Annotated in this window: 25 protein-coding genes; 17 read left to right on the top strand and 8 right to left on the bottom strand. The window is 54.5% G+C overall.

What is annotated here, in order from left to right; all coding sequences use genetic code 11:
- Positions 1–11 precede the first annotated feature (11 nt).
- From yajC to HY913_08665, 5 genes are all read right to left on the bottom strand, one after another.
- A complete protein-coding gene (gene yajC / locus HY913_08685) occupies positions 12–350 on the bottom strand; it encodes a preprotein translocase subunit YajC (protein MBI4963340.1) in 339 nt (112 codons plus the stop codon).
- The gene (gene tgt, locus HY913_08680) at positions 343–1,461 is read right to left on the bottom strand and encodes a tRNA guanosine(34) transglycosylase Tgt (protein ID MBI4963339.1); all 1,119 of its coding nucleotides are present in this window, start codon (positions 1,459–1,461) and stop codon (positions 343–345) included. The genes yajC and tgt overlap by 8 nt, the downstream gene beginning before the upstream one ends.
- 288 nt (positions 1,462–1,749) lie before the next feature.
- Positions 1,750–2,922, bottom strand: coding sequence for an acyl-CoA dehydrogenase family protein (locus HY913_08675; GenBank protein ID MBI4963338.1), 1,173 nt, complete (start codon positions 2,920–2,922; stop codon positions 1,750–1,752).
- 368 nt (positions 2,923–3,290) lie between these two features.
- Positions 3,291–5,249 carry an acetate--CoA ligase gene (gene acs / locus HY913_08670; GenBank protein ID MBI4963337.1) on the bottom strand — a complete coding sequence of 653 codons (1,959 nt, stop codon included), beginning with the start codon at positions 5,247–5,249 and terminating at the stop codon, positions 3,291–3,293.
- Positions 5,250–5,631: 382 nt separating this feature from the next.
- A complete protein-coding gene (locus HY913_08665; protein MBI4963336.1) occupies positions 5,632–7,536 on the bottom strand; it encodes a propionyl-CoA synthetase in 1,905 nt (634 codons plus the stop codon).
- Between the two features lie 849 nt (positions 7,537–8,385).
- On the opposite strand from HY913_08665, the gene HY913_08660 reads away from it, so the two are divergent.
- From HY913_08660 to HY913_08635, 6 genes are all read left to right on the top strand, one after another.
- On the top strand, positions 8,386–8,778 hold the full coding sequence (locus HY913_08660; protein MBI4963335.1) for a hypothetical protein: 393 nt from the start codon (positions 8,386–8,388) through the stop codon (positions 8,776–8,778).
- 241 nt (positions 8,779–9,019) lie between these two features.
- The gene (locus HY913_08655; protein MBI4963334.1) at positions 9,020–9,334 is read left to right on the top strand and encodes a DUF485 domain-containing protein; all 315 of its coding nucleotides are present in this window, start codon (positions 9,020–9,022) and stop codon (positions 9,332–9,334) included.
- Positions 9,335–9,348: 14 nt separating this feature from the next.
- Positions 9,349–11,265, top strand: coding sequence for a cation acetate symporter (locus HY913_08650; GenBank protein ID MBI4963333.1), 1,917 nt, complete (start codon positions 9,349–9,351; stop codon positions 11,263–11,265).
- A gap of 242 nt (positions 11,266–11,507) precedes the next feature.
- Positions 11,508–11,786 carry a DUF4212 domain-containing protein gene (locus tag HY913_08645; protein ID MBI4963332.1) on the top strand — a complete coding sequence of 93 codons (279 nt, stop codon included), beginning with the start codon at positions 11,508–11,510 and terminating at the stop codon, positions 11,784–11,786.
- A 54-nt stretch (positions 11,787–11,840) separates the two neighbouring features.
- Positions 11,841–12,602, top strand: coding sequence for a pentapeptide repeat-containing protein (locus tag HY913_08640; GenBank protein MBI4963331.1), 762 nt, complete (start codon positions 11,841–11,843; stop codon positions 12,600–12,602).
- A gap of 124 nt (positions 12,603–12,726) precedes the next feature.
- Positions 12,727–13,077, top strand: coding sequence for a hypothetical protein (locus tag HY913_08635; protein MBI4963330.1), 351 nt, complete (start codon positions 12,727–12,729; stop codon positions 13,075–13,077).
- Positions 13,078–13,156: 79 nt separating this feature from the next.
- Here the strand turns inward: HY913_08635 and HY913_08630 are convergent, their stop codons facing one another.
- From HY913_08630 to HY913_08620, 3 genes are all read right to left on the bottom strand, one after another.
- Entirely contained in the window at positions 13,157–15,046 is a 1,890-nt protein-coding gene (locus HY913_08630; GenBank protein MBI4963329.1) for a PAS domain S-box protein, read from the bottom strand.
- An 18-nt stretch (positions 15,047–15,064) separates the two neighbouring features.
- A complete protein-coding gene (locus HY913_08625; protein ID MBI4963328.1) occupies positions 15,065–16,513 on the bottom strand; it encodes a protein kinase in 1,449 nt (482 codons plus the stop codon).
- A 128-nt stretch (positions 16,514–16,641) separates the two neighbouring features.
- Positions 16,642–18,507, bottom strand: a complete 1,866-nt coding sequence (locus tag HY913_08620) for a hypothetical protein (protein MBI4963327.1) — start codon at positions 18,505–18,507, stop codon at positions 16,642–16,644.
- A 582-nt stretch (positions 18,508–19,089) separates the two neighbouring features.
- On the opposite strand from HY913_08620, the gene HY913_08615 reads away from it, so the two are divergent.
- The 11 genes from HY913_08615 to HY913_08565 all read left to right on the top strand — a co-directional run bounded on the left by HY913_08615 (position 19,090) and on the right by HY913_08565 (position 25,989).
- Positions 19,090–19,461 carry a hypothetical protein gene (locus HY913_08615; GenBank protein ID MBI4963326.1) on the top strand — a complete coding sequence of 124 codons (372 nt, stop codon included), beginning with the start codon at positions 19,090–19,092 and terminating at the stop codon, positions 19,459–19,461.
- A gap of 1 nt (position 19,462) precedes the next feature.
- Positions 19,463–20,428 (top strand): CBS domain-containing protein, encoded by a 966-nt coding sequence (locus tag HY913_08610; GenBank protein MBI4963325.1) that lies wholly within the window; start codon positions 19,463–19,465, stop codon positions 20,426–20,428.
- A gap of 169 nt (positions 20,429–20,597) precedes the next feature.
- Positions 20,598–20,954, top strand: a complete 357-nt coding sequence (gene ndhC / locus HY913_08605) for an NADH-quinone oxidoreductase subunit A (protein ID MBI4963324.1) — start codon at positions 20,598–20,600, stop codon at positions 20,952–20,954.
- Positions 20,945–21,454, top strand: coding sequence for an NADH-quinone oxidoreductase subunit B (locus tag HY913_08600; GenBank protein ID MBI4963323.1), 510 nt, complete (start codon positions 20,945–20,947; stop codon positions 21,452–21,454). The genes ndhC and HY913_08600 overlap by 10 nt, the downstream gene beginning before the upstream one ends.
- A complete protein-coding gene (locus HY913_08595; GenBank protein ID MBI4963322.1) occupies positions 21,451–21,969 on the top strand; it encodes an NADH-quinone oxidoreductase subunit C in 519 nt (172 codons plus the stop codon). The genes HY913_08600 and HY913_08595 overlap by 4 nt, the downstream gene beginning before the upstream one ends.
- A 3-nt stretch (positions 21,970–21,972) precedes the next feature.
- Positions 21,973–23,172, top strand: coding sequence for an NADH dehydrogenase (quinone) subunit D (gene nuoD, locus HY913_08590; GenBank protein MBI4963321.1), 1,200 nt, complete (start codon positions 21,973–21,975; stop codon positions 23,170–23,172).
- Between the two features lie 19 nt (positions 23,173–23,191).
- Positions 23,192–23,536 carry a serine kinase gene (locus tag HY913_08585; protein MBI4963320.1) on the top strand — a complete coding sequence of 115 codons (345 nt, stop codon included), beginning with the start codon at positions 23,192–23,194 and terminating at the stop codon, positions 23,534–23,536.
- A gap of 20 nt (positions 23,537–23,556) precedes the next feature.
- A complete protein-coding gene (locus HY913_08580) occupies positions 23,557–24,360 on the top strand; it encodes a PHP domain-containing protein (GenBank protein ID MBI4963319.1) in 804 nt (267 codons plus the stop codon).
- Between the two features lie 37 nt (positions 24,361–24,397).
- Positions 24,398–24,943: an ATP-binding protein gene (locus HY913_08575; protein ID MBI4963318.1), complete on the top strand. Its 546-nt coding sequence runs from the start codon at positions 24,398–24,400 to the stop codon at positions 24,941–24,943.
- Between the two features lie 33 nt (positions 24,944–24,976).
- Complete coding sequence (gene nuoE, locus HY913_08570; protein ID MBI4963317.1) at positions 24,977–25,492, top strand: NADH-quinone oxidoreductase subunit NuoE; 516 nt, start codon at positions 24,977–24,979, stop codon at positions 25,490–25,492.
- A 110-nt stretch (positions 25,493–25,602) separates the two neighbouring features.
- Positions 25,603–25,989 carry a (2Fe-2S) ferredoxin domain-containing protein gene (locus tag HY913_08565; protein MBI4963316.1) on the top strand — a complete coding sequence of 129 codons (387 nt, stop codon included), beginning with the start codon at positions 25,603–25,605 and terminating at the stop codon, positions 25,987–25,989.
- Positions 25,990–25,998 lie beyond the last annotated feature (9 nt).

Below are 25,998 nucleotides of genomic sequence, written 5' to 3'. Positions count from 1 at the left end.
ATAGTTACTCCTCAGGGGTTTTGATCGTCGGTGGAAAAGGTCGGCGCCAATCCCGCCACAGAGGCACGGGTGACCCGGACACGCACTTTGTCGGCGATTTCAAGGGTAACCACCTGCTCCGACAAGCCGGCTATCTTGCCGTACAAACCGCCTTGGGTAATCACAGCGTCTCCCTTTTTGAGATTCTGCAATAACTCTCTGTGCTCTTTGGCTTTCTTCTGTTGCGGTCTGATAAGCAGGAAGTAAAAAACTCCCAGAATCAGAACCATAGGTAAGAAACCCATCAGGGTGTTCATATCGCCACCGCCTGAGCCACCACCGGGGGCCATGGCGTATGCTACGTCAATCATCGGAATCCTCCATCCTGGCTAGAAACTCCTGGGCAAACCGGCCCAGCCTGTCTTCGGTCACGGCCTGTCTAATGCTCTCCATCATCTTATTGTAAAACGCAAGATTATGAATGGTAGAGAGCGTGAGGCCGTAAATCTCCTTTTCCTGAAAGAGGTGTCTCAGATAAGCCCTGGAATAATTTCGGCACAATGGGCACTTGCAGCAAGGGTCCACCGGCCGCGAATCCTCACGGTATCGGGCGTTTCTAATGTTTATTTGACCTACGGACGTGAACAGTGTTCCGTTGCGGGCATTTCGAGTGGGGAGCACGCAATCGAACAGATCAACCCCTCTAAGCACTCCATCCATAATGTCTTGTGGTTTTCCAACTCCCATCACGTAACGAGGAACAGTCGCAGGGAGCAGAGGCACCGTGACCTCTATCATTTCCAGCATGATCTCGCGAGGTTCCCCAACGCTGAGTCCGCCGATAGCGTAACCGTCCAGTTCCAAGGCAGTAAGCGACTCCGCGCTTAACCTCCTCAGATCCGAAAACATCGAACCTTGTACTATGCCAAACAAAGCAGGGTCAACTTTTTTTTTGGCTGACAAAGATCTGCGAGCCCAGCGGGTCGTCCTCATGGCTGCTTCCTGGGCTTCAGCTTTTTCAACCGGATATCCTTTCACGTCGTCGAGGCACATTATGATGTCCGAGCCCAGCGATTCCTGGACCCTTACACTCAATTCCGGGGTGAACATGTGGGAGCCGCCGTCGATATGAGACTGGAAAAGAACACCTTCATCGCTAACCTTCCGAAGACGAGCGAGGCTGAAGACCTGGAACCCTCCACTGTCCGTGAGAATAGATCCGGGCCACTGCATGAATGCATGCAGACCTCCGTGACGCTCCACCAATTCATGTCCGGGTCTAAGGTACAGGTGGTACGCGTTGCCCAAAATCATCCGGTATCCGAGACCCCAGACTTCCTCCGGCGAGACGCTTTTGACTGTCCCGCGGGTGCCCACGGGCATGAACGCGGGCGTAGGCACTTCGCTGTGAGACGTAACAAGCATGCCGGTCCGCCCCATACCGGAACGATCCTGGTGAATAATTTCGAAAGAAAAGCTCATGGCGCGGACCCCACAACTGTCCATAGGGCTTTCTCATCCAAAGTGATCTTGCAGGCAAGAAGTTTCCAGGTCGGCATTGTGGAAGTTACTCTGAACAGGAGAGAGCAGGGAAGACCGGATTTGCCGAGGACTGCATTCTCTTTCGTGGGGCAGGCTTTCCCAGCCTGCCGGTCCTAAAATCCCCACAATGGCAGGCTGGAAAGCCTGCCCCACGACTCGCTGGCAGCTTCGTTAGTGATGCTCACCTGTCGGGAACCGAATGATTACCTCGCATTCTCCTAGATGGTGCTACCTGTTGGCCTTTTTGGTACCGAGGGCATCGGCGGCGATGATCATTTTCATTATGTTGGTGGCGCCCTCCAGAATCTTGTACACCTTCCCGTCCCTGAGGATGCGAGCTATGGGGTACTCGTTGGAGTAGCCGTATGCGCTTAGCACTTCCAGCCCCAGATTCGGTACTTCGTCGGCTGCGCGGCACGCATAGTATTTCGCCAGCACTGTTTCCCTCATGTTATTGACCAGGCCGCGGTCCTTCTGAATTGCGCATCTCCAAACAAGGGCCCTCGCCGCCTCGGTCTCCGCCACCATCCTCGCGATAACTTCCTGGACCATCTGAAAATCCGCTATGGGGCGGCCGAACTGATTTCGCTCGTTGGCATATTTTATGGACACGTCGAGTGCTGCCTGGCAGGTTCCAACCGCTCCCGCGGCCGCGGTGAGACGCGTGCTTATCAGTTCCTTCATGAGATATCCGAAGCCGCCGCCCTCTTCCCCAAGGAGGTTGCCCGCGGGGACTTTGACATCCTCCATTATTATCTCACCGGTGGGGCACGACCAGAGGCCAAGTTTGTCCTTGATTTCGATGGAGGAAACTCCAGGGGAGTGCATGTCCATGACAAAGGCGCTCATGCCTTTGTGCTTCGACTTTTTGTCCGTCATGGCGAATACGACCGCCATGTCCGCGACAGGCGCCCAGGTAATCCACATTTTGCGGCCGTTCAGCACGTAATGGTCTCCGTTGCGCACTGCTGTGGTGGACATGGCCGCAGTATCGGAACCCGCATCCGGTTCGGTAATGCCAAAGCATCCCAGCATCTTGGCCGACATGAGTTCCGGAATGTACTTCTGTTTGACCGCTTCGCTGCCCCACTTGAGGATCGAGAGCGCGGTTCCCATGGTCTGCATATTAAACGCGACCCTGAGGGAGCCTGACACGCGGCCGATCTCTTCGGTGACTATTGCGTGTGCCAAGTATCCCATCCCATTGCCGCCGTACTCTTCGGGAACAGGGCAGCCGAAGAGGCCCAGTTCGGCCATCTGTTCCACCAGATCGCGCTGAAAGCGATGCTCGTTCTCATCTTTATCCGCCCTGGGCGCTATTTCATTGTCCGCAAACTTCCGGACCGTGTCACGGAGCATGATATGCTCCTCGGTAAGTTCCACATCATATTCGTCACTCATAGGATCAGCTCCTTACACGAAAGGTTCGCCGAGACCGGCAGTCCCGAGCCTGGGCGAGTGGACGCGCGGCACACCCGCATTTTTTTGCATTGCGCGCGGCAAGGGAGCGAGGTGTCGTGTGTTCGCCAGACTGAATAGTCAGGCCCGTCCGATTAACCCCATAAACCACCCCGCGGGTAACAACACCGAAACACCGACCTACGCGGGCAAAAGTTCATTACGCTGGAAGAAATAAGACCGTGCCCCCTGTAGGAAGGATATTGATCACATAGCAAATAGCTGTGGGAAGCGTCAAGGAAGTAGGTTCCCAGGGTCTACCGATACAGTCCTCTAAGAACGTACTCGTGAAAAGTGGGGCGGTCTTACGCTCAAACGCTGATGCGATTTCTTATCAGAGCTTTAATGACAGCAGGATCTGCAACGGTGCTTACGTCTCCCAGATCGTCTATCTGACCTGCAGCTATCTTCTGGAGCAGCCGCCGCAGGGTTTTCCCGCTAGGGGTTTTCGGCAAGGCGTCGGCCCATTGGATTGCGTCGGGAGCCGCGATTCCGCCTATCTTTTTCCTCAGTAACCCGGTCAACTCCTCCTTGAGATGGTCGGAGGTAGTTCCTCCGGAGTTCAGCCTTATGAAAACATATATGCCCTCACCCTTGATTGGATGAGGGAAACCCACTACCGCCGCCTCGGCGACCGAGTCGTGACTGATCAGGGCCGTTTCAATTTCCCATGCCCCGATCCGATGACTTGACACATTTATCACGTCATCGATGCGGCCCATCATCCAATAGAAGCCTTCCGCGTCTCGTTTAGCGCCGTCTCCGGTGATGAACAAGCCGCCGAATGGCGCGAAGTACGCTTCTTTGAAGGCCTCGTGATCGCGGTAGATAGTCCTGGCCATTCCCGGCCATGGGCGCTTGATAAAGAAAGCCCCTTCCTGGTTAGGGAATTTCGTCTCCGCCCCGGTATCAAGGTCCAGAATGACAGGCTCAACCCCAAAGAAAGGCAGCGATACGGAACCCGGCTTGATAGGGCCGACACCGGGCAGCGGCGTCATCATTGGGCCGCCGCTTTCCGCCTGCCACCAAGTATCCATAATGGGGCATTTCTGCCTTCCAACAACTTGGTAGAACCATTCCCATGCTTCCCAGGTCATGGGTTCACCCGCTGTGCCCAAGATCTGAAGCGACGAAAGGTCGTACTTGGCCGGGAGATCTCCGCCTTCTTTGAGCAAAGTGCGAATCACCGTCGGGACCGTGTAGAACTTGCTCACCCGGTATTTGGATATGATTTCCCAGTATCTTCCGTAGTCGGGAAAGCTCGGTACGCCCTCGAATAGAACGGTGGTCTGTGCGTTGAGTAGGGGACCATACACGCTGAAACTGTGACCGTTGATCCATCCTATGTCGCCGGTGGACCAAAAAGTGTCATGTTCCCGCAAATCGAAGATGAGCCGAGCGGTCATCGCCGTCCACAACAAATAGCCCCCATGAGTGTGAACCAGACCTCTCGGGTGCCCGATAGCCGCGCTTGCATACAGGATGAAAAGAGGGTCTTCGGCATCCATAGGCACGGGTTCAACAAACGAGGGTAGGGCGGGATCGGACGCAGCCTCATGAGCCCACATTTCTATGCTCTTATCAAGCTCCAGGTCGGGTCCCCCGCGTTTGAAAACGATTACCCTCTCGATTTCCGGCCGAAGCTGCCTTGCCTCGTCGACGCGCGCTTTGAGCTGTACCAGCCGGCCTGCCCGGAAAGCCGCGTCCGATGTCACGACCACTTTGGCCCCGCAGTCGCTGATGCGGTTGGCAAGATATTCCGCGCTGTAACCGCTGAATACTACGCAGTGAACGGCCCCTATTCTCGCACAAGCCAGCATAGTTACGGGTAGGTCAACGGTCATAGGCATGTAGATAATAACCGGATCACCTTTCTCCACTCCCACTGACTTGAGAACCGCGGCGAACTTGTTCACCGCGTTGTAAAGTTCGAGGTAGGTGACTGTCTTTGATTCGTCGGGGCCGTCCCCCTCCCAGTGATAGGCGATTTTGTTTCCCGATGTCTCAAGGTGACGGTCCAGGCAGTTATAAGAAGCGTTTAAGATCCCCCCCCCAAACCACTCGATCCTGGCCTCTTCCCAGTCATGGCGGAGCACAAAGTCCCACTGCTTGTACCAAGACAGGTATTCTCGGGCCTGCCCCGACCAGTAAGCGTCGGGGTCGTCCAGGGAATTCTTGTAAAGCTTCTCGTATTCCTCCACGGTTCGCACGTGAGCTGTCCCGCCGAATTTGGCCAGATGGCCGTCGTACATTTTGGGGTTTGCTGTCATGCCGTGACCTCGCCTGACACTCGGCTTCCGATCTGGTGTCCTACCAGTTTGCACTCATGGACCCGATCACGCCGTCTGCGTGATTGAACCCGGAGGCTCGGTAAGCTGAGAAAATCCCCCTGTACCCCACTTTTCCAAACAAGGAGGTACGGGGGATTTGATGAGATTGGTCCCTGGACCTTGACTTTTAAGGTTACCGCCATGATCAAACATCGGCATCACTTGGCGCGGTTAGCTTGCGCCGGCGCTCGGATGATTTCACGGAGAGGTTTTCCGGGGAGCCCTTGGTTGCATTAAGAAAGGGCTCCACTCCAAGCTGTCCTAAAGGACCCCCGATGTCGGCCTGACCGGGCTTGTGCCTTCGCACGAAATGCCACAGCCATCAGTGCGAGTGCCTCATCCCGTAGCCTATTTCTTTCAAGGCCTGTTCTATTTCCTCCAAAATAACCGGATCGTCGATGGTGGCGGGAACGGTGTAGTTCTCGCCGTCCGCTATTTTCCTCATAGTTCCTCGAAGGACTTTTCCTGATCTGGTCTTTGGCAATCTGTTGACCACGACTGCTTTCTTGAAAGAGGCAACCGCGCCGATCTCGTTGCGCACCATTTGAACCAGCTCGGTAACGATTTCGTCCTTGGACCTTGAAACGCCGGCCTTGAGGACAACCAAACCCAGCGGCACTTGACCCTTGAGGTCGTCACCGGCTCCAATCACCGCACACTCGGCTACATCCGGATGCGTGGCCAGCACCTCTTCCATCCCACCGGTAGAGAGCCTGTGGCCTGCCACGTTTATGACATCGTCAACACGGCCCATGACGAAAACGTAACCTTCCTCGTCGATGTAGCCTCCGTCTCCCGTAATGTAGTATCCCGGGAAAGGATCCATGTACGATTCCACAAACCGTTTGTCATCATTCCACAAGGTAGGCAGATTGGCTGGCGGAAGCGGCAGCTTGACCGCTATGATGCCATTCGTTCCGGGCCCCAGTTCCTTGCCCGTGGATGCGTCAAGGATCTTGAGGTTGTATCCGGGCATGGGCATGGTGGCCGAACCGGGCTTTATGGGGAATTGCTCGAGGCCTCTGAAATTGCCGCAAATGGCCCACGCTGTTTCGGTTTGCCACCAATGGTCTATCACCGGCCTCTGGAGCAGGTCGGTGGCCCAATGGTAAGTATCGGGGTCTAACCTTTCGCCTGCGAGAAACAGGGTCTCGAACTTGGAAATATCATGGGCCTTCAGGTACTCCCCTCTGGGGTCTTCTCTTTTTATGGCCCGTATGGCGGTAGGTGCGGTGAAAAGGGCCTTGACGCGGTGCTGAGAAATCACCCTCCAGAATGCTCCCGGGTCGGGAGTCCCCACGGGCTTGCCCTCGTAAACGATCGTCGTCGCGCCCATGAAGAGCGGCGCGTAAACGATGTATGAATGGCCAACCACCCACCCCACATCCGACGCGGCCCAATATACTTCGCCTGGGCCTATGTTGTAGATGTATTTCATGCTCCACATCAGAGCCACTGCGTGTCCGCCGTTGTCTCTCACAACTCCCTTGGGCTTTCCCGTGGTACCCGAGGTGTAAAGAATGTACAGCGGATCGGTGGCGGCCACAGAAACGCATCCTGCCGGCTGGGCCTTGGATTCCAGCTCTTCCCAGTCGAAATCTCGTCCCGCCTTCAAATCGGCCCCGGCCTGCGGCCGTTGGTAGATGACGCATTTATCCGGCTTGTGCTCCGCAATTTCTATGGCTTCGTCCAGCAACGGCTTGTAAGGAATAATCCTCTGGACCTCAATTCCGCAGCTTGCCGAAAGGATCACCTTGGGCGCTGCGTCGTCTATGCGAATCGCAAGTTCTCTCGGGGCAAACCCTCCGAATACCACCGAATGTATTGCCCCCAATCTGGCACAAGCCAGCATTGACATGAGGGCTTCCGGGATCATCGGCATGTAGATTAGTACGGTATCGCCTTTGGCAACTCCCAATCCGCGCAAAAATCCGGCGATCTTTTCCACCCTGCTCTTGAGTTCGTTGTATGTGAACGTCTTGACCGTGTCGGAGACAGGGCTGTCGTATATCACGGCAGGCTGATCTCCCCGGCCCTGGAGGATGTGGCGGTCCACCGCATTGAAGCACGTGTTGAGCATGCCGCCGGGGAACCACTTGACGAACGGCAGCTTGGATTGGTCAAGTACGCTGTCCCATTTCTTGTCCCAATCTATTTCTTCGGCGGATCGGCCCCAGAAGGCCTCCGGATTCTCCAAGGACTCCCTGTAAACCTCTGCGTATTTCATGACTCACTCCCGGATGATGTTTCGTGCAGAAACCAGTGGTGGTGTATGTCCAGCCGGTTCGCTCGTTTCCCTTTTCAGGGCTCGGCAGTAAGTTCGCCACGAGGCCGTATGAGCTATCGGACCGGCCACGCCTCACGGTTTGCATCTCACCCCCACTGGATGAAAACAGCGCTCCACAGGCCTTAACTCTGACACCCGCCATCGCGCCTTGTGCGGACACTGGTGTTCAGAGCGTCGGAGCTGAAATGATCGGAGTTACCTTGTCTGAAATACTGGGAAAATCGTTGTACTTGCATAACAGAGTTTTGCGCCACATTGCAACCTGACCCAAGGGGAAAACAATAATGACAGCTTTCGTCATCAATCGCAAGTATTGATTTCGCGTATCGGCGAGCATTCAGGCTTTCGACAACGGATTACTTTTGTGGAGCAGGCTCTTCAGGCAACCATTTAGGACAGGCAGGTTGGAAAGCGGGCCCCACAGCTTCACGCGGTGGTCGCGATAATTTTTGCATTGACAATCCCAATTGGCACACCTTATATGTAAGAAACTTGGAACTTCCTGCGATCACCATATTACCATCGCAACCCTGGAAGAGAATATGTGCCGGGGACCAGGAAGGATCAAGCGTGGCTTATCGGCATTTCAGCCTCGAACCGTTTGTAGAGTTCTCCAAGGCCTGAGCCGCAACCTGAGGCAAGGTGGGCACTGCCCAGGATGGCGCGGACACGGAGACCATCTAAGTGGTTCAGAAGAACAGGACGAGAAGGTCTAAATGGCAGATTCGGGTCTATCGGCCCCGGACGCGCGCATTGAATCGAGGCGCTCCAGGACGTGAAGGCCCGGCAATGTCAGGGTTTTTCGTAGAGCCCTTCCCTCTGGACTTCTGGAAACTCGAAAAGTCCTTTACCAGATCCCGCGTATTCAGTCCGTTTTACCCGCCGTGGGTTAGGCGCTTCGTCAACAACATCAGGTGTTTGCCTCTCTCGCCGTATCACAGGTACGCTTGCTACACCATAGTAGCTTTCCTCGTAATCCCGTCCGCATCCCTATCAGAATCCTTCAACCAAGATGCAAAAAGCCGTTCCACTAAACCGTGCGTCTGCTACGTGCCCGAGGGCTTTCTAATTGTGGCGGTTCTGCACACTGCCAGACGTCGGTATTCTCGATCGGAGTCACCTGAAATCCTGGGGCGAATCGTTTTTTTCATTACCGCAGTCGGCCGTTCTCCTCCCGCATGATTTGCGCCGTACCGGCGCGACCCCTGATGACGTTTCTCAAAGTTCAAAACCGTACCTGACGAATGCTTTACCTTCTTAGAGCGGACAGTGTGTAATTCCGGCAGTATTGCTGCTGGGACACGACCGTCCTATTAGGCTAGGCGGCTTGGGCGCATTGATGTACGCGTGCGTACGCCGAACGAACGAAGGCAGTAAGACGGCTCCTTCGTTCAGACAAAGAAGGGAAAAGGAGTACCTGATCGTGGCAGAAAAAAAGGAAGATTGGGCGGCAATAGCCAAGAACCCAAAATTTGTAGAACTCCACCACAGAAAAGCCTATTTTCTCTTCGGATGGTGGATTTTTTCAACTGTTTACTACTTCCTCCTCCCCATTGGGGCCGGTTCCGCGACTGAGCTATGGCGGTGGAAAGTGATAGGTAACATCAATTTCGGTTACCTATTTGCACTTTCACAGTTCTTTGTGTCATGGGCATTGGCCATCTACTACGCGGTCTGGGCCAACCGGGTATCCGACAGACTCACCAATGAGCTGTTGGACGAACTCAAACTCAAATGAGGAGGACTAGGTAAATGAGCAAGGTTTACACGGCGATCATTCTAGCCCTCTCTTTGGGCTTGCTTGTCAACTTCGCTGCGCCGGGCTATGCCCTTGCCGGACCTGAATCGGTCATTGCCAATGCGGTGGTGGCTCAAGCTCCGGCTGCTCCGACGAAAGTGCAAGCGAACAGGGCGATAACCATCACGATGTTCATCATTATCGTTTTGATCACGATGTACATCGTTTACTGGGCCGCGAAACGGACCAAAACCACGGCAGACTTCTACGCTGCTAGAGGAGCAATTACAGGAGCGCAGAACGGATGGGCCATAGCGGGAGATTACATGTCCGCGGCCTCGTTCCTAGGGATCGCGGGGCTCATCTGTCTCTACGGATACGATGGTTTCATGTACTCGGTGGGGTGGCTGGTCGCTTACGTGACCGTTCTTTTGATCGTTGCCGAGCCCTGCCGGAACGCGGGCAAGTACACAATGGGCGACATACTTGCCTTCCGCTCGTCACCTAGACCGGTGCGTGCAGCCGCTGCGTTTTCCACAGTGCTTGTTTCGATCTTCTACCTGACCGCTCAGATGGTCGGAGCAGGCAAGCTGATGGAGCTTCTCATCGGTATACCGTTCAAGCTTGCCATCACTGGCGTCGGCTGTCTGATGATCGTGTACGTAGCGTTGGGCGGTATGATAGCCACCACCTGGGTCCAAATCATCAAGGCCGGTCTTCTCGTGACAGGAGCGATCGTATTGTGTCTGTTGGTGTCGGTAAAGGCAGGGTTCAACCCGGTCCAGTTTTTCCATGACATCGCCAACAGCACCCAGATTCAGGAATGGGTCCGGGTATCGCTCCTGAAAGACGCTGTGGCTAAGCCGGGATTTGATTACGGGCAGCGATTCCTTGAACCGGGGTTATATCTGAAGGACGTGTGGGACCAGATCTCTCTGGGCATGGCCCTTGTTCTCGGAACCGCGGGCATGCCGCACATACTCATGCGTTTCTTCACCGTGCCGACTGCTCAGGCTGCCCGCAAGTCGGTTATTATAGCGATGTTTATCATCGGCGGTTTCTACATACTGACGACCATCCTGGGCTTTGGTTCAGCGATTCATGTTACCCCGCAAATCTCCGCTAGCGTGGACGCGGGGGGCAATATGTCCAACATGCTGCTTGCTCAGATGCTGGGCAACCAGATCTATCCTCTGGTAGGCGACATACTTCTGGCCTTCCTCTGCGCTGTGGCCTTTGCGACCATTCTCGCTGTTGTGTCGGGCCTCGTGCTCGCGTCTGCCGCGGCCATCTCACATGACATTTATGTGAGCGTGATCAAAGGCGGTCGCGCGGACCAGCGTGAGCAGGTGCGAGCCGCGAGAATCGCGTCCATTTGTGTCGGCGCTGTCGCGGTGGTCATTGGAATCCTGGCGGAAGGACAGAACGTTGCTCACCTAGTTGCCCTGGCCTTCGCAGTGGCGTCGGCCGGCAATCTGCCGACCGTCGTGCTGTCACTGTTCTGGCGGAAGATGAACACAGCGGGCATCGTCGCAGGCCTGGTAATCGGGACGGTGGTGTCGATACTGCTGGTTCTTGTTTCGCCCAATATGCAGTACCCCAAGGCCATTGCGGCAGGCCAGTTGAAGATCGCGGCGGAACTCGAGACCAAACAGAAGGCCGGGGCCGTGCTGACGGAAAAAGAGCAGGGCACGCTCAAGACCGCCAAAGCTGCCTATGAGAAAAACAAGGACGGAACGTCCTACATCTTTGGTTTGGATAAGCCTCTGTTTCCTCTGAGGAACCCGGGGATCGTATCTATTCCGCTCGGATTCCTCTCAGCGATCGTCTTTTCCTTGCTGTTCAGGAGGAAAGAGGAAGAAGACGCGTTTGATGAACTTTACGTGCGGCAAAACACGGGGGTCGGCATAGCCAAGGCTATCGGACATTAGACCCGACAACCTGCCGATGAAATTGGGGGAGGCTTGCCTCCCCCTTTTTTCTTTCCTCCATACCACCTCGCCGGTTGCTTTTTGTCTCGCAACATTCAAAAGATCTGGTAATCTGGAAAAATCTACAGTAACGAGGAAGAGAACGCTGATGTTGCCTGGGAATAGGTTCAGTTCAGCCATAATCGGCCTTGGTATTTTTTTTGGACTGAAGCCCGTAATGGGATGATTGCCATCGAGGCGTTATGATGCAAGACAGGTTGCGCAACTATTATCGCGGCAGTGTGAGCATCGCAGCGACCTGCGTTACGGTGTTGATCATAGTTACCTATGTCATGGGCATATTTCTCGCGGCTTCACTTAACGGCTTCCACATTGCCGGATTCCCCGTCGGTTTTTGGGTTGCGAATCTGGGATCTATATGGGTCGCATGCCTCGTTTCCAGGTTTACTGCTCCCCCGCCGGAAGAAATCCAGGAACTGGTTTACTCGCTTCGCTATCCACGGGAAGCGCTGCGGCCATAATTTGCGGGGGAACTTTGTTCCCACGAAATTCCCCCGGACGGGAGGTCCACGACAGTGTCAAAGAAGTTTGTCGACGCTCAGGAAGCCTGGCGAGACATCGCCTCCGGTATGGATGACGCGGCCCTTATGAGGAAGTACAACCTGTCCATGGCAGGATTGATAAATCTATTCATGAGGCTTCGCGATTCCGGCACAATCACCCCGTCCGAGCTTGAGGCGAGAATGCCTAACCCTGCGACAAAACTCAAAATAAGAAACCAGTTCACGGACGAGGTAATTTTCCGCGAGTCAGCCCAATCCGTGAAAGACCTGGTGGAGCGTGCAATAGGATTCGGAGTGGACTTGGCCGAAGCTGATCTGGCCGGCGCGAACTTGTTCGGCTTGAAAGGCGCGGGGGCAGGGTTGTCAGAGGCCGGCCTATTCAGAGTAAACTTGGGGGACGCGGACCTTTCACGCGCCGTTCTTTTCAGGGCCGAACTCTCCAACGCGGTGCTCAAGGGAGCGACCCTGAGGAGCGCCGAATTGTCGGAAGCCAACCTGTTTTCCGCTGACATTTCCAGCGGGGACCTCGCGGGCGCGAGCCTCGTTCGGGCTAACCTCGATGAAGCAAACCTGACGAACGCAGATCTGAGCAACGCGGATCTCACGGAGGCTCGCCTGGTAGGCGCCAACCTCTCGGCAGCCAACCTCTCGGGCGCGAAACTTGTGGGAGCGGATTTGGAAGGAGCGGACCTGACCTCGGCCAAGCTTGAAACTGCGGACCTCGACGGCGCAGACTTGACCTCGGCGAAATTGGCAAACACGGTGTTGGATTAACTTGGTCTGGCCATGCTGCGCCATGCCGCCTTCTTCCACCCGCGGATTTCGTCTCGGAACCACAACCGGCCCATAGGCATCTAATTAATAGACGGATAAATTGTTCATCAGGTAGGTGAAGAAAATGAACAGGTGGGGTTTGCTTATTACGGTGCTCGGCGCCGCGACGTTGTTGATCGTGTTCGGTTTTTTCTCGTTCCTTTCGGGCCAAAACTCTGAATCGCTTCCCGCAACGGAATGCCTTGAAGAACAAATAGAGCCGTTGCAGTGGGGCGACCCTGACAGTGACCTGGCAAGCTGTGAACAGCAGTGCAGATCGCGATACGGCGTTGACCAGTACACTCTCCAAGCGGGGGGTGGCGGCGGCGGTGGCTACTCCGGCGGCTACTATGTTTATGCACGGTGTATCGCAAGCTGCAACAAAAGGTTCTGGAACAACTTTGACAGGAGAATGGACGAGATCGGACGCCAGTAGCCGGGAAGAAGCAGAAGGATTTGGGCTACTGAATCACGTTCCATCGCTGCGATGTCTTTTATCCGGATGCCGACCGGCATTACGTCTGCCGGGGATTCATCGGTAGCCAGACCGTGAAAAGGGTCCCTTCTTCATTTGATTTCACGGATATGGAACCCTTGTGGTCCTCCACAATCTTTTTGGCCAGAGTCAGGCCGATGCCGGTTCCATAATCTTTGGTGGTGACAAAGGGGTTGAAGATTTTTTGGAGTTCGTCTGGAGGCATCACTTTTCCGTGCATTTCGATCTTCATCTCGAAATATGCGTCCGATTCGAGCAGACCGACTTCCTGCGCTTTTCCACTGGGAATGGAGACCCCGGTTTCAATTCGTATCAGTTCTCCGGGAACCGAGGCTTCCACCGCATTAGCCAATAGATTCCTGACCACCTGCTCGAACCCTTCGGCATCCACCACGATCTCTTCAGCTTCGTCATCCAGATTAGCCTCCACACGGATGTTTTTCTCCTGTAACCTCCCTGCGTTGATGTCCAGCACGTGCTGGATGGCTCTGTTGGGATTCATTTTCCCGAGGTGAACGTTTCCGCGTTCAGTATATTCTACGAGGCCGCGCAAAATGTCCTCAAGCCTCTCAATCTCCTTGATGATTATCTGGAACGCTTCTTTCTGAGCGATCTCATCGATCTTATGGCTCGTTGTCAAGTCCTTCACCATCCTACGCGCGAATCCGCCGATGATGGCCAGAGGCTGCCTTAGCTCGTGAGCCACTTTTCCTGTGTGCTCCTCTATGGCCTTAGCTTTGCACGCCTGAAGCACATGCTCGTAGAGTTCATCAATTATTCTTATTTTTTCCACCAATTCTTCCTGGACGCGCTTCCGCTCGGTGATATCCTGGCGCATGCCCCAGAATTCCACCAGACGGTCTGCCCGAATAATTCCCACTAGAGTGATTTCGAAGAATCTGGACTCACCGTCGACCGCTGTCTCTCTCCATTCCAAAGAGCTGGTTGTCAAGCGCTTCTGAACCCATGTTTGGAGCAACTGACGATTCTTGGCCTCCACCGGGAACACGTCATGCAAACTGGCCCCCCTTAAATCATCCACACTGCGGAGCCCCTGTTGCTTGGCAAATTCGATGTTCGCTCCGGTCACCTTAGCGTCTGCAACCAGCGGAAAAACATCATCCATCGGCAGGTCGCACGGAACCGGCCTGACAAGGGCGAATTCCGCGATACCAATCGGGAAGACTGTTACGAGCTTTTTGTACTTCTTGTTGAGATTTAGCTCTCTCTTTTCCGTTGTCAGATCTTCTATAAGTACCAGAACCGATCTTTCGGTCCCAAAGCGTATGGATCGAAAGCTCATGCGGCACCAAATCTCGGTTCCGTCAATATTCAAGCGGCCTTCTCTGAACGCGGGCGTCCTACGCAGGAAAACGTTTGCCAACTCCTCTTCGGCCCGCCGAATAGCATCGGGATCAGGAAAAAAGGAGTAGATACAAGAGCCCAAGATCTTGGAAGTATCCTTGGTCAGGTTTAGGAATGCTTTATTGGCGAATTGTATGAACCCTGCCAGGTCAACCATGAGGATAGGCATAGGAATTGCCTCAAGCAATTTTGCAAAAGAGGCCAGACGTAGCCATCTGAGGTCGAAACTGCCGGACTCGGTGACGTCTTTGCTAAACAGCCCCCCATGCTCCATATCCCCCGGCCCATGCCGCGTGGTATCCAAAATTCTCGGGGAGTCCTTGGCTCCCAGCAAGTCATCTATGGTAGGCAAATCAGAATCTTCAAGGTCCCAATCCGGGGGTTCGAAAGACCCAGGAGAAGCGTCGTCCCATTCCGCGGAGGACAGATCGATTTCCGAATCCGACCTTCTTTCCTTTGGGATGCATCTGAGGTGGAGCAATTCTTCACGCAAGCTTGACAATTCGCTTAGAAGTTCTTCTCTGGTTTTGTCCTCGTCCCTCATGCGCTTCACCCGTACCGATCAGTCCTGGTCACCGGGCTCCTTCTGAACGTCCTTGAAGTCAGCCTCTCGCAAGACCGCTCCTATCTTCGTCAGTTCTTGACCAAAGTCGTCCACCAGTTTCTTTAAGATGGCCTGGTGCTCATCGCGGTAAAACAGAAACAGACTGATCATATTGAATTTTGCGGCCGGTGTCGTCGAACGTAGGATACCCAGCTTTTGAGCGAGAGGCTGAAGATCGTGAATTATCTGGTTCACATTTTGATATCTGGCTTCGGGCTCTTTCCGCGTTGCTACGGTGAGGAAGCGATGCAGCTCCTCCGGCAGGTCAGGAACCGCAGAGCGAGGATCACGAATGTCCTCAAATAGGTGCAGGCTCAACAGTTTGGAAACATCCTTGTCATAAAAGGCGTTTTGGCCGGTGATTATCTTGTAAAAGGCTATCCCAAGGGAATAAATGTCCGAACGCTCGTCTACGGGCCGGCCCTTGATTTGTTCCGGCGACACGTACAGCGGGGTACCTTCAATCCGGTCATAGGACGTTCCAGGGGCACAGGCCAGACCGAAATCAAGGATCTTGGCCGTTCCGTCAGGCTGCACGCAGATGTTGGCAGGCTTTATGTCACGGTGTACTATGCCGCGCTCGTGAGCGTAGGCCAAGCCCGCGCAAACCTGCAAGAGAAGATTCACAGCCTGCGAAATGGGGACCCTTTCCATCCCTTTGAGCATCTTCTCGACCGAGATCCCCTCCAAGTATTCCATAATTATAAAGACCGTGCGAAAAAGCTCTTCGATGTCGTACACCTTGACGATGTTTTGATGGTTAAGGCTGGCTATGGTTCTGGCTTCATAGCGGAATTGGTCCAAAAAAGCCGGCTCCATAGCGAGGTTGTGTTTGAGCATCTTTATTGCCACAGGCATTTCCAGACTCGTGTGCCTGCCCTTGTAAACCATGCTCCAGCCGCCTTGGCCCACAACTTCATTTATGACGTACTTCCCCACCGTACGATCAGCCGTGACGCGAGATCGAGCAAACCGGCCGGTCACAATCCCGGTAAGGAAATGCCGGACCTCGGGGTATTCCGCGCAGATCTTCTCGAACTTCTCTCTCCCTATCCGCCAAAGGGTCATATCCGTCTGAGCGTCCACATGAGCGCTGCGGATCTCTCCTGTCAGCACCGCCATCTCGCCAACCGTGTCACCGGCTCGAGATATGGCGAGAGGGTAGAAGGCTCCGTCTTTTTCCAGAGTCACGGCGCAGGTGCCGTCCTGGATAACATAGAAACAATCGCCCTCATGCCCCTGCGTAATGAACCGTTCCCCCGCACGGGCCGTCTCCCGTTGCATAGCGGCCAGCAGGTGGAATTTTGCTTGTTTGGGTATGGCGTCAAAAAAAGGGGTGCGGATCAGGAATTTCAAGTCCGGCTGGGACATTCCTTTCGCGTTTGCCTCAGGCTCGGGGTTGCTCATATAAGGCCTCGCACGCTCAAGTGAAATGTTCTTCCATTCTATATTAAAAAACGGCAAAAAGCAGGATTGTTTAACGAAGCGGTGGAGGAAAGTGGCTGCAATGCGCGTCCAGAATGGCCATCTGAATTTCAGGGCGGCCCGTTGCGCAAGAACCAGGTGGTCCTGGTTTTGCCTCTGGAATAAGCTACCTGAAGGAGCAGTTTCCCGAAGTTGTGCTCTTCCAGTTTCCCGGCCCGGATCAAGGCGTTTATGAAATGATCGTATATCCTGTCTTTGGTCGAGCCGGGATTAGCCGCGAGATAATCGCGAATTATGGTTAGGGCTTGCTCGTGAAACCCCGCCATCGGTTTTCCTGGCCCCGGACGAGGCCGAGCACTCTCGCCAACCTTCGGCTTACGGAAGTTTACGATCAGGTCGCGTTGTACCGGCTTGTCATTCACTCTTTGGTTGTACGTATTGCTCCCCGTGTCGATCGACAGCGGCAGGTCGGCGCTCCCTATCTCGAATCCGGCTTCGGCCATAACGGCCTGCACCAGTGGCCATGTGCCCCCGGATGAATCGTGGTAGCAAAGAGACAGCCACCGCGCGGGTCTGAGAACCCGGTAACATTCCCGCATGGTCGCTTTCATCATATTAGCCCAATAGTCGGCCGTCAGACCGCGAGTTCGATTCACTATGATTTCTTGATCGTGCCATGCCGTGCTGAGTCCCAGCCAAGCCTCCCACATGAAGTTCAGCTCGCCGTACTGAATCGAACCGCCATAAGGTGGATCGGTAAAAATGTAATCCACCGAACAGGAGGGGACCTCCTGCATGCTGGTCGCGGACTGGGTCGAAATACATACTTCCTGTGATCGGATCGTTTCGCTGATGGTTCGCTTGGACACGAGCATTCTTGCAAAGATTTTGCGAAGGCTGTGCAGCACGTTCCTGTGCTTGGACATCGGAGGCAAGGCCCAATTCCCTGGAATGTAGCCGCCACCTCCGCTAAGGTGCTGAGCTTTGCGGCTTGCTGCCAGCATTCCGGAAGTGATCACGGCCCTCAAGTCCTCATCATTTCCCGCAGCTTGCATGAGCGCTGCCAGGGCCCACAGATTTCGGTAACTGAACAGGTCCGAGACCTTCCGAAAATCGCGACTTGGGCGCCATTCGTCGCCCCAAGGTCCGGTGGGATCCGGGACGTTCATCATGAAGTTTTCCGGGTACGGGTAAGGAATCGAAGTTTTTTCTATTTCTTGAATGCGAGGAACGTCTATCCGGAGAAACGCCTTGCGATCCTCTTCCGCCCCTACGAGCGAGCGGGTCGCCCTCTTTGGTTTACACGAAGCCATGCAGGAAAACGCAACTCCTACCGGCTCATACCCTACGATGCTGAGCCTCGTAGAAATAGGGCTGATGACCCGGTGCTCCGAAAGACACGCCGGGCAGCACGGGGGCCGCTGCAAAGACGCCTCATACAGGGAGACCCTGCGGCCGCATCGCGAGCATTCATATATATTGGAATAGATCACATGGTGGATAAGGCCCGGCCCTCCACAGCGGTGACAGACCGTCCCGTACAAGAATTCGATGTCCGCGGACACCCTTGCGCACATGTCTTCAAATTTGCGCGCTAGTTCATCAGCATCGCATTTGGAAACATAAAAGCGACTGATAAACGTCGCAGCAGGCGAAATGTCAATCGCTACGGCCTTCCTCCCTCGCATGAGAGCGGCCAGAGCTGTGGTACCGGACCCACAGAAAGGGTCCAGGACCAGATCGCTTTCGTGAGTGTAATGCTCGACATAGGCCTGTACCGCATCGTGCGGCTTCTTGCCCAAATGATACGGATGCATGTGGTAGACGGGTGAGTTCTTCGTTGTTTCAATGGGGACGGCAAATTCTTGGACGCAGTAGTCGGCCCCCTGCGCGTCGGATGGTCGTTCGGCCAAATGAGACTGCACAAAGGCCCGGAGGTTGGGATTGGGCCTGTCGCGTGAGTAATCCGGCTTCATTCAAGGCGCCTCTTGACTATCATACACCGGTCGCAATGGAGTGTCGTGATATTATAGCAGTTTTAGAAAGTTTTCACGGATTACCTGTCGGGTGCCACGGACCTAGGCTCCGTCAGGTCCGTGCCGGCTTTCTTGGAAAACAGCAAGGTCGTCCCCAGCACTGAACACCAAACTGAAAAGCGAGCCGATGGCACGTCAAAGCTGGGGATCTTCCAAGTTGTCGTGGCGATAGAATTGGCGGGAAGCACGAACCTGGTGAGGCCCAGGTCCGTGGCACCCAATACAGAAGGCATCGCTTGACAGAAGGGACTACTATAATCTTTCTCAAAAGGCCTTCCCGAGTGAGGTCGCCCCGCGCCTGCGGGACAACCGCAAATTAATCCGTGTTTACTTTCGAGAGCGACTATAGTTCATTCTCAGTGGAGGCGATGCCGATTCGAGTTCGAATGCCGGACAGTCAAGGTTGATCGGGTATTGTTTTTGCTGATCGGTATCAGCCGCAATCCCGCGCAGATGCTTGACAATATGCGCCGGTACTGGTCAAATATGCGTTCCGGATTACCTGCCGCGTGTGGAGAATAAATGACTATCGGGGACCTCGTTGAGATATTATCGGGAAGAATCCTCGTGGAAAATCATTCATTGGACGAAGAGGTTCCCAGGGGCGGCGCGGCAGATCTCATGAGCGATGTTCTCGCCTTCGGCACCGATCGTATGGTCCTCATGACAGGACTGACTAACCCACAAGTAGTGCGAACCGCGGACATGGCAGGGGTAAACGTCATAGTCTTTGTCCGAGACAAGAAACCCCCTCATGAAACCATCGAGATGGCGCGGGATTCCGGAGTGACCCTTGTTAGCACGGGGTACACCATGTACGAGGCCTGCGGCCGGCTCTATGCGGCGGGTCTGCCCGGCCGCGGCCCGGTGAAGATCGAAAACGATTCCTGGTAGCATGACATCCCACGAAATAACATACGTCCAAGAGCTGATCTACACCACCAGAGTGGAAACGGTAATGGCCACTAATGTGGTGGTGCTCTCCCCTTCCATGACAATGGCCGAAGTCAAGACATTGATGAAGAACAAGAGGATTTCGGGAGCGCCGGTGGTAGAGGGAGATCGAATAGTGGGTATCGTCACCATGGCCGATGTGATCCAGGCCATGGAGTGCGGGAAGCTCGATTCACCGGTCACGGATCATATGGTCCGAGAGGTTATGACCGCTTTCAAAGACGCGTCGGTTGTTGAGGTCGTGAATAATCTCGGAAGGGAAGGCTTCGCTCGACTGCCGGTGGTGGACAGGGATGGCAAGTTAGTCGGCATTCTTACTAATGGAACACTGATCAGGGCGTTGCTTCGGGAGATGGATATAAGTTTCCAGAAAAAGGAGACGGAAAGGATCCAGACCTATCGCGCAAGCCACATATTCCAGGACATCCTGTCCGATGACACGAGTGTTGTGTTGCGCTTCATTGTGGATGAAAAAGACTTCTCCAACGCGGGAAAAGCGTCCAGCATGATAAAGAAATCTCTGCAGCGCCTGCAGATTCCGCCGCCCATAGTGCGCAGGGTCGCGGTAGCTGTTTATGAGGCGGAGATGAACCTTGTGATCCATACGGACGTGGGGGGCGAAATAAATGTGGATATCCGGCCGGATCGGCTTTCAATTTCCGCCATAGACCATGGCCCGGGTATAAAAGACCTTCAGCAAGTGCTTCAGCCCGGATTTTCCACCGCGCCGCAATGGATTCGCGACATGGGCTTTGGCGCAGGCATGGGGCTGGCCAACATTAAACGGTGCTCGGATGTGATGAAAATGCTTTCCGAGCCCGGCGCGGGAACGAGACTTGACATTGTTTTCATTTTTGGAGAAAATACGTCCGGTGTTGTTGGGGGACCTGGCGGGAAAAAATCTTGACGGGCTCAATACGATAACGGCATATATCAGGAATGTCGTATATGCATAGATCATAAATAAGGCTTGTGGCCTCCGATCTCATGCCCCCTCGCATCAACCGCCGTTTATAAAAAACACATCCATTTAAGCCTCCGCATGGCGGAGGATAGGTCACGGTCGGAGAAGAAGGATGATTAACAGCTACCTTCCCGTCCTGGTGATTCTTCTGGTCTCTGCGTTCATCGGTTTGGCCATAGTCGTTCTCTCCACTTTGCTTTCCCGGAGAAACCCGACGCCGATCAAGCTTATGCCGTACGAGTGCGGCATGGACCCCATCGGCGGAGCGCGCCGGCGCTTCTCAGTACGGTTCTTCATCATGGGAATGCTTTTCATAGTGTTCGACATCGAACTTATATTCCTTTTTCCGTGGGCTACCATCTATGACAAGCTCATGGTCTTTGGATTCATAGAGATGTTCGTCTTCGTGCTGGTCCTGCTCGTAGGCCTGGTCTACGTCTGGAAAAAAGGTGCTTTGGAATGGGAATAGAACGACACTTAAACGATACTGTTCACGTCACCAATCTGGAATGGTTCGTAAACTGGGCGCGCAAGTCTTCCATGTGGCCTTTGGGCTTTGGTTTAGCCTGTTGTGCCTTGGAAATGATAGCCACCTTTGTCAGCCGGTACGACCTGTCCCGTTTCGGGATGGAAGTCGCTCGGCCTTCCCCACGACACGCCGATCTGATGATAGTTTCCGGCACGGCCTCTAAGAAGATGCTTCCGGCCATCCTCAGGATTTACGAACAAATGGCCGAGCCGCGCTGGGTCATAGCGATGGGCGCGTGTGCGTGCACGGGCGGAATTTACAAGAACTACGCTGTGGTTCAAGGAATCGACCGGTGGCTGCCTGTGGATGTGTACATACCGGGATGCCCTCCTCGGCCCGAAGCGCTTCTCGATGGAATCCTCCAACTGCATGCGAAGGTCATGAAAGAGCAATCTATCCACAACCCACGCGTGACCAACATCAAGGTGGCCGGCCGATGAACCAGGAACAGATTGCCGAGAAGCTCTTGGACAAGTTCGGTCTGGATGTGGTTCAGACAGCGGTCACATTCCTAGATCAGATCACGGTTACCGTTGCCAAGGAAAAAATCTTGGAAGTCTGCACGTTCCTCAAAGAAGATCCGGAACTCGCTTTCAACTTCCTATCTTTTGTGGCCGGCGTGGACAGATACCCCAAGACCCCCCGATTTGAGATGGTTTATCAGCTTTCTTCTCTGACACGCAGACACCGTTTCAGAATAAAGGCGTTGGTAGAGGAATCCGAGCCCGGGTCGGCAATTATCGACTCGGTCTTCAGCATCTGGCCCACAGCCGACTGGCACGAAAGGGAAACGGCCGAGATGTTCGGCATCACCTTTCGGAACCACCCCGATCCGAGAAAGTTGCTGCTCCCTGAAGAGTGGACCTGTCATCCGCTCAGGAAGGATTTCTCCCTGTACGGGACGGATGAAGATACCCCGGACCTGCCTCATAAGGCAGGGTCGCAAGGAATATAGCTCATGCCAGAACAAGTGAGCCTAAAAGACTCTTCCAGAAGTGAGACCATCGAACTCAACCTAGGCCCTCATCATCCGAGCACTCACGGAGTTTTCAGGGCTGTGGTCCAGCTCGACGGTGAGATGGTGGTGGACATCGTTCCCCATCTCGGCTACTTGCACAGAGGTTACGAAAAGACTTGTGAAAACAAGACCTATCACAACGTGATCCCCCTGGCGGAACGCTGCGACTACATGGGGGCTTCGAGTAATTCGCTGTGCTACTGCCTGACCGTCGAGAAGATGCTGGACGTTGAAGTCCCGGAACGGGCTCAGGTTATTCGGGTCATAATGGCCGAGCTTTCCAGGATCTTCAGCCACCTGTTCTGGCTCGGGACTCACGGGCACGACGTGGGGGCAATGACGCCGCTGTTTTACATGCTCAGAGAACGAGAAGAAATTATGAATCTCTTTGAGCTTACAGCCGGCGGACGATTGATGCCCAACTATTTGCGAATAGGGGGACTGATCAGGGACCTGGAAGAAGGATTCGTGGAAAGGGTCCGGGCCTTCACGGGGCACTTTGATCGCCGCGTGGACGAATACGAGACCCTTCTTACCAAGAACGCCATATACATGGACCGCACCAAAGGTATCGGTATTCTGCCGCTTGAAGATGCGATCGCTCTGGGGGCCAGCGGCCCGATGGTCCGGGGGTCGGGACTGGCCTGGGACATCCGCAAGAGCGAACCTTACAGCGGTTACGAGCAGTATCAGTTCGACGTGCCGGTGGAGACCGGGTGCGATATCTATTCACGGTACCTGGTCCGCGTCGCTGAAATGAGGCAAAGCAACCGCATCCTGAAGCAAGCCGTCGACAAGCTACCGGAAGGTCCCATCAGAGCCTCACAGCCTGGTGTGATATTTCCGCCGCAGGAAGAGATCTACACCAAAATGGAATCACTGATCCATCACTTCATGCTTGTGGTTGAAGGGGTCAAACCACCGGCAGGCGAGTACTACCAGGTCATTGAATCGCCTCGCGGAGAGATGGGTTGCTATATAGTCAGCGATGGCGGTGCGAAGCCTTATCGGTTGAAATGGCGTGCCCCTGCATTCGTGAATCTTGAGACTTTAGCCAGGATGGCCAAAGGGTTTTTCTTTGCCGATCTTATAGCCATACTCTCCAGCATTGACATCGTGCTGGCGGAGGTTGACAGGTGAGACAAATCCAGGAGCCTGCATGAAGCTCGGTGAACTGGTGGAAGAGCTGAAACTGGATGTTCGTACGGCTGGCGCCGAGATGGATCGCACCGTCGAAGGCGGTTACGTGAGCGATCTGCTCAGTGACGTGATTGCCAATGCCAAAGAGGGAGACGTCTGGCTCACCTTGCAGCTCCACCAGAATATTGTGGCCGTGGCTTTCCTCAACAACTTGGCCGGAATAGTTATCGTAGGAGGACGGGAGCCGGACCCCGACACGTTGAAGAAAGCCGAAGAGCAGGGAGTTCCGATTATGGTGAGTTCTTGGCCTGCCTACGAGTTGGCCGGTAGGCTCTACGAGAAGGGCGTCCGCAGAAGAGAATAAATAGAATCCGGGGCGGGCCCATGGTGCCGCTCAAGAAACAGAAAAGAGGCCAAGGGGTCAACCTCAAGACTTACAGAATTGACCTGCACATTCACACGGTCCTGTCCCCGTGTACCGAGATAGCGGACATGACTCCCAGGGCGATTGTGAAGGTAGCCCTGGAACGGGGACTGGACATGATCGCGGTTTGCGATCACAACTCCGCAAGAAACACGGCCGCCACCAGACGTGCGGCGGCAGGCAGCGGATTGGTGGTGCTGGCAGGAATGGAGATTGCCTCATCGGAAGAAGTCCATTTTGTGGGGCTCTTCCCGTCCGATGAGGAAGCCGCAACCGCCCAGGAAGAAGTTTATGCGCATCTGTTCGGAGAAAACGACGAAGATGTATTTGGCTGCCAGGCAGTGGTCAACGAAGACGACGAAGTCGAAGATTTGGACCAGAGGCTTCTCATAAGCGCGACTACCTTGAGCGCAGAAAGAGTTGTGAGACTCATCCACGACCGCAACGGACTGGCCGTGGCATCACACGTGGACAGGCAGTCTTACGGGATCTTTAGTCAACTGGGATTTATTCCCGATGGTTTAAAGCTCGATGCCTTGGAGATTTCAAGTAGGACCGATTCCGATACGACCCTGAAGAAGTATCGCCAGTGCACGGGCTACCCGCTGATAACGTCGTCGGATGCCCACTACCTGGAGGATATCGGCAAGGCATTCACGATCGCCAGGATGGTTCAACCGTCCTTTGAAGAGCTTAGGAAGGCCCTGGCCGGAGTGGAGGGCAGAGCGATCTCGGAACTTGGAAGGATGGCTCGACGCGAGTAGGCTTTGAGGGACCGTCCGGGCCGATGGCGAACACGACATGCAGGATCTTTCACTGCACATTCTGGATGTCGCCGAAAACGGAATAATCGCAGGCGCCGACTCGATCAGGATTACGGTCGAGGAGAAGCGGAGCGCAGACGAGCTTACGATAGAAATCGAGGACAATGGTCGCGGAATGGATCCGGGCTTGCTTGAGAGAGCGTTGGACCCGTTCGTTACCACGCGAACGACTCGTAAAGTAGGCTTGGGCCTCTCGTTGTTTCGGCAGGCGGCAAGGGAGGCAGGTGGCGACCTTACCATAGACTCCGCACTTGGTGTGGGAACGAAGGTGAGGGTCATAATGAGCCACGGCCACATAGACCGAAAGCCCCTGGGCAATCTGGCCGAGACGATGGTGACCCTGATCGAAGGGAATCCGGACGTTGATTTCTTTTTCAGGCACCGGAAAGACGGAAAAGAGTATTCGCTGGATACTAGAGAAATTCGATCGGAGTTGGAAGAGGTTCCACTGAACAGTCCGGAGGTGATACGCCTCATCCGAGAAAACCTTGCTTCGGGCCTGCAAGAAGTAGAGGCGTCATGACAAAGCTGAAATTACTCACGGAGCGAAGATAAAGTGAAAGAGCGGGACGCGATACTGAAGAAGAAGGTTGAATCTTCCGTGGAGGTCATTCCTCCCGAAGAGCTTGCCAAACTAGATGGAATCGTTGACAAATATGGCGGGCGAGCCGGTTATTTGATCCCCGCGCTCAAGGAAGCCCAGGACCTTTACGGATACCTCCCTATGGAGGTTCAGCGGGCGCTGGCCGAAGGTATGCATATTCCGGCTTCTCACATTTACGGGGTGGTAACGTTCTATTCGTTCTTTACGATAACCCCGCGCGGCAGGCACACCATCAGACTGTGTCTTGGCACCGCCTGTTACGTCAAGGGCTCCAAGGAGATGCTTGAAAACATCGTCAGGGAGGTTGGGATCAACGTGGGAGAAACCTCGGAAGACGGCCGATTCACGCTGGAAGCCGTAAGATGTCTGGGCGCTTGCGGTCTGGCTCCGGTCATGCTTATAGGTGAGGACACGCACGGAAATATCCACCCACCGGACACAGTGAAAATCCTTGAAGGATATCAATAGGTCGAAAAGAGGCAGGACGAGATTTCAATCCCGTTGTGAAGCCTGCATGGCGGCCGAGAAAGCGGGACACTCTCCAGTCTAGAGGAACGTATCCTGCAGGAGGAAGCATCTTGGCAAAGATTTCGATTGAAGACCTCAAGAGGATCAAGGAGCGAGAGCGCTCAAGAATGGTCCTCAGAGAAGGTGATTTTCGGGCGAAAATCACGGTGCACATGGGAACCTGCGGGATTGCCGCGGGAGCGCGGGATGTCATGACCACCTTTCGCGATCTTCTGGCTAAGCGTGACATGATGGACGTCATGCTGACGAACTCCGGTTGTGCCGGATTGTGTGCGAAAGAGCCGATGATCACCGTCGAAGTAGTGGATCAGGCCCCGGTCAAGTATATCCTTGTGGATAAGGAAAAAGCTCTCCGCATATTCGAGGAACACGTTGTGGGAGGAAATCCTGTCGAGGATTACGCTCTGGCCAAAGGAAGCGAAACACAAGCCACATAAACTCTACCC

The organism is Desulfomonile tiedjei, from assembly GCA_016212925.1.
Lineage (GTDB): Bacteria > Desulfobacterota > Desulfomonilia > Desulfomonilales > Desulfomonilaceae > JACRDF01.
The sequence above is the reverse complement of the archived record's forward strand: the minus strand, read 5'-3'. Positions and strand labels throughout refer to the sequence as shown.